This is a genomic window from Aeromonas popoffii (genome assembly GCF_000820025.1).
GTDB lineage: Bacteria > Pseudomonadota > Gammaproteobacteria > Enterobacterales > Aeromonadaceae > Aeromonas > Aeromonas popoffii.
Genome location: NZ_CDBI01000012.1, coordinates 1 through 3798 on the forward strand (window position 1 = coordinate 1; position 3798 = coordinate 3798).

General features: G+C 42.8%; 3 protein-coding genes. All 3 read left to right on the top strand.

Features of this window, described 5'->3' with window-relative positions; genetic code table 11:
- Window positions 1–835: 835 nt before the first annotated feature.
- The 3 genes from BN1129_RS02140 to BN1129_RS02150 all read left to right on the top strand — a co-directional run bounded on the left by BN1129_RS02140 (window position 836) and on the right by BN1129_RS02150 (window position 3405).
- Entirely contained in the window at window positions 836–1492 is a 657-nt protein-coding gene (locus tag BN1129_RS02140; RefSeq protein ID WP_042034187.1) for a DUF2971 domain-containing protein, read from the top strand.
- A 200-nt stretch (window positions 1493–1692) separates the two neighbouring features.
- Window positions 1693–2124 (top strand): nuclear transport factor 2 family protein, encoded by a 432-nt coding sequence (locus tag BN1129_RS02145; RefSeq protein ID WP_042034189.1) that lies wholly within the window; start codon window positions 1693–1695, stop codon window positions 2122–2124.
- Between the two features lie 342 nt (window positions 2125–2466).
- Window positions 2467–3405, top strand: coding sequence for an alpha/beta hydrolase family protein (locus tag BN1129_RS02150; protein WP_042034190.1), 939 nt, complete (start codon window positions 2467–2469; stop codon window positions 3403–3405).
- The last annotated feature ends 393 nt before the right edge of the window (window positions 3406–3798 follow it).

Here is a 3798-nt window from a genome sequence, read left to right on the forward strand (position 1 = left end):
CGTCCGAATACGCTGCGCTATTCGAGCCTACGACATTGTTGATTAATTTGTTGATCTTGCTCAGAAAACGGCCTGCTTGCGCTTTTAATACAAGCTCCGTTCGGTAACATAGTCGCTTGGCAACCGTCTCATCGGAGTCAGCCATGAGCCAGCCCAAAGCATCATCGCAGGTAACAAGCAGCAGACTGGAGGCTGGAATTCAGGGGCGGTAGCGTGGTTTTTGTAGATTGACGCAGAGCGTAGCGAAGCCCAACAGACGAGCATTCTCACCTCAACCAAAGCGGAATAAACATGGATGGGGTCGATCGGTAAAACAAATTTGCAGATACGTTTCGCGGTAAATGTTGGGCTTCACTTCGTGTAGGTTGGCGCAGAGCGTAGCGAAGCCCAACAAATGAGCATTATCACGTCAACCAAAGCGGAATAAACATGGATGGGGCCGATCGGTAAAACAAATTTTCCGATACGTTTCGCAGTAAACGTTGGGCTTCACTGAGTTCAGCACCAACATACGATTTTTAGCCCAACATACGAGATTAACAAAGCATTGCAGCGGACAAGCCGCTGAATGCGGCGTTAAGCCAATAAGAAAATTACATGACTACGAAAACGGCAACTATTAGGACATCCAGCATATTGGTCACACAAGAAGGCCCGCTGCACACAACAGCTGTCCAAATGGTAGTAGAGGGTATTTTACAGGCTAATATGGCATGAACGAGCGATAGTCATGGCACACTCTTCGACTGGCTGCCTATCAAGCGATAGCAACACTCTACGCTACCGTCATATTGGTGGATGTCCCAGATTTACCCTCCATGAGAAAAGGAATAGTATGAGATTAAAAAAATACGTTAGAAGATATACGGAACTTCCATTCCTCATTGACTATTTAACGACTAAGGAGCTGGTGTTACTGAATCCAACATTATGGGATGACAGAAATGACTCGTACTATATTGAGCAGTATGTCACTAGAAAGTCATTGCACGGGTTCGCTGCATTATGTCTAACTGAAGCCCCCGAAACATACCACCACTGGAAAGTATTCTCTTCTGGGTCAAGTGGCGTGTGCATTGAATTTTTAAAAGAGAAACTGGAGGATCATGCATCTAAATGTAAACAGCTAAGAGCTGAATCAGTAGAGTATTGTACTATTCAGCAATTACGAGATGACCCATTAGACGAGGATGAACTTCCCTTTATCAAACGCTACGCTTTTCAAGACGAAAAGGAATTCAGGCTATTTTGGGGTTCTAAAACAACCTCAGCAAAAATATATAGGCTAAATGTTCCGTTGATTGCGATAAACAGAATAATTCTGAGTCCTTGGCTTCCGATGGAAGTCGTAGAGCATGTTAAAGCAACACTAAAATCAATACCTGGCTGTAAATCATTAAAAATTTATAAGTCAAGCTTAGTGGAAAACGACCAATGGAAGAGTTTCGCAATGAAAAAAGACATAAAAAGTAAAGCGAGCGTGACAGGATAGTAGGACACCCACTTTTTTGTGTGCCGCGTAGCGCATCCTCTTTAAGCAAAGAACCGCTGACGACAAGGGAATAGTTGGTAGGCAATAAACAAGGGGGGAACACGCCCTCGCTTATCGCTGCTTGATATGTGCAATCGACCTTAGTCGGACTCGCAAAGCAAGGCACTATACATAAAACCAATACGGACGTAGAAATATTTATGGAAAAAGAAAACTTAGTTAAGCTAGTGATTGAATATTTCGAAAAGGTAGATGCCGGTGATCCTGGTTATCTTGATCTATTCTCAGAGAATGTTGATTTTTTCTTTCCTAAATTTGGGCAGGCGAAAGGAAAGGATGCATTAGTTGAGTTTGGTAATAGAATTGGTAGCTCACTCACAAGTATCTGGCACGACATAGACGGTTTTAAGATAACAACTGCTGGTAACATGGTAGTCGTTGAGGGGCAAGAGGGAGGAGTGATGAGCGATGGCACCTCTTGGCCGGACAATAATATATCTACAGGTCGTTTTTGTAGTGTATTTGAGTTTACTGGAAAACTAATAAGTCGTATGTATGTGTATGTAGACCCCGACTTTCCGAGTAGAGATTTGGAAAGGGTTACTGTGTTGTCAGGAGAAAGTAACGCATAACAAACTGTTCAAGTGTGATTCGCAACGCGTAGTGTTTTTATTGTGCGTTGCATTTTGTGTTTAAGCTGGTTTGCAACGGTATCGGTATTTCATTGTTCCCCCTTAACAGGGGGTTAGTTTTATCGGCATGCGATAATCAAATTGGTGGCTGTCCCGATTTTATTGGCGGTATTTTTTTCACTGCGAAAAGGGTAGCGCAGCAAGAGGACATTTAGTGAGTATCTTCAGATACCATAAAATATGGTTCTTTGGGTTTTGAAAATAAGCATAATGCAAAACCCAGCGAAAGACTCAATGATCGGGTTAGTACAAACCTCCGTCTAGTCACTGTTAGGGAAAAAAATGAAAATTCGATCCACATATTTAACTTTAATTTTTTTAATATTTTCTGTGAGCGCTAAAGATGTCATTACTCATACCGCTAGCAGGGCTGATGGCTCTCTCATATCATATTACTTGCTCCAGAATACTCATGACTCAGATACATTATTACTGATTCTTCATGGTTCTGATTGCAACAGTGTTTTAAAAATAGATTCGATATTTACCGACTATAACAATGTTTGGCCAGAAGCCGACATTTTATTAATTGAAAAATACGGCATTAACAAAGACCTCAAATACGACATAGCAACTGATCGAAAGGACTGCCCTGCTTATTACCTTAAAAAGGATAGCCCTGAGCAGCGAGTAGCTGACATTAAGGTTGTTCTTGACATAGTACGAAAAGATAGCAAATACAATAAGTTTATAGTATTGGGAGGCAGTGAGGGGGCGGTCATTGCTCACTTGGTTGCAGCAAACGTTGACGATATAGATGCAACGATTTCCTTTAATGGTGGTGGTCGCTGGTTCATTGATGACGTGTTAGACAATATCGCTTCAAAGTATGAAAACCTCGAAGAGGCAAAAGAAAACATCAATAATTTTAAAGGGTTTGCCGAACATGTACTTAACAGCAAACCATTGGATATTCAAGCAAGCGGACATGGCTATCATTGGTGGTATCAGGTGCTCTCCATCGATCAGCTTGATACCCTGCAAAACGTAAAATCCCCTTTGTTGATCGTTCAGGGAGGGAGAGATACCTCTGTATCACCTCAAAAAACAGATGAAATGATAAAACGTCTTAAAGACCTCGGGAAAGAAAATATTGAGTATCAACGTTACGACGAACTTGATCACGGACTGAACAATATTGGCGGAGAAAGCAAACGTAAAGAGGTCATCAGTAATATGAACCTGTGGCTAAGGTCGAAACTTGGTCACCCTAACAGATAAACGTAACGTCAGCTGATTGAGATGGATCTGCTCGGGTTGGCAAGTCCCCCTCAGCAGTTTATCCACCCACTGCGCAGATGTGCCGTGGGCATTGGTACGCCCCATTAACGGTCAATGTTCACTCAATTTATTGATCTGGTACGAGAAATGACCAATTCCCTCTTCCCTGCAGGGCTCCGTTCGGTAACCATTCTATAGGAGTCAGCCATGATCCAGGCCAGAGCAATATCACAGGTAACAAGCGGCAGACTGGAGGCTGAAATTCAGGGGCGGTAGCGTGGTTTTGTAGGTTGCCGCACAGCGTAGCGAAGCCCAACAAACGAGCATTATTACGCCAACCTGAGCGGGATATACATGGATGGGGTCGTTCGGTAAACAAATTTGCAGATACGT

Coding starts and splice junctions, on each gene's coding strand:
- BN1129_RS02145 (WP_042034189.1), top strand. CDS start 1,693: ATGGAAAAAGAAAACTTAGTTAAGCTAGTGATTGAATATTTCGAAAAG.
- BN1129_RS02140 (WP_042034187.1), top strand. CDS start 836: ATGAGATTAAAAAAATACGTTAGAAGATATACGGAACTTCCATTCCTC.
- BN1129_RS02150 (WP_042034190.1), top strand. CDS start 2,467: ATGAAAATTCGATCCACATATTTAACTTTAATTTTTTTAATATTTTCT.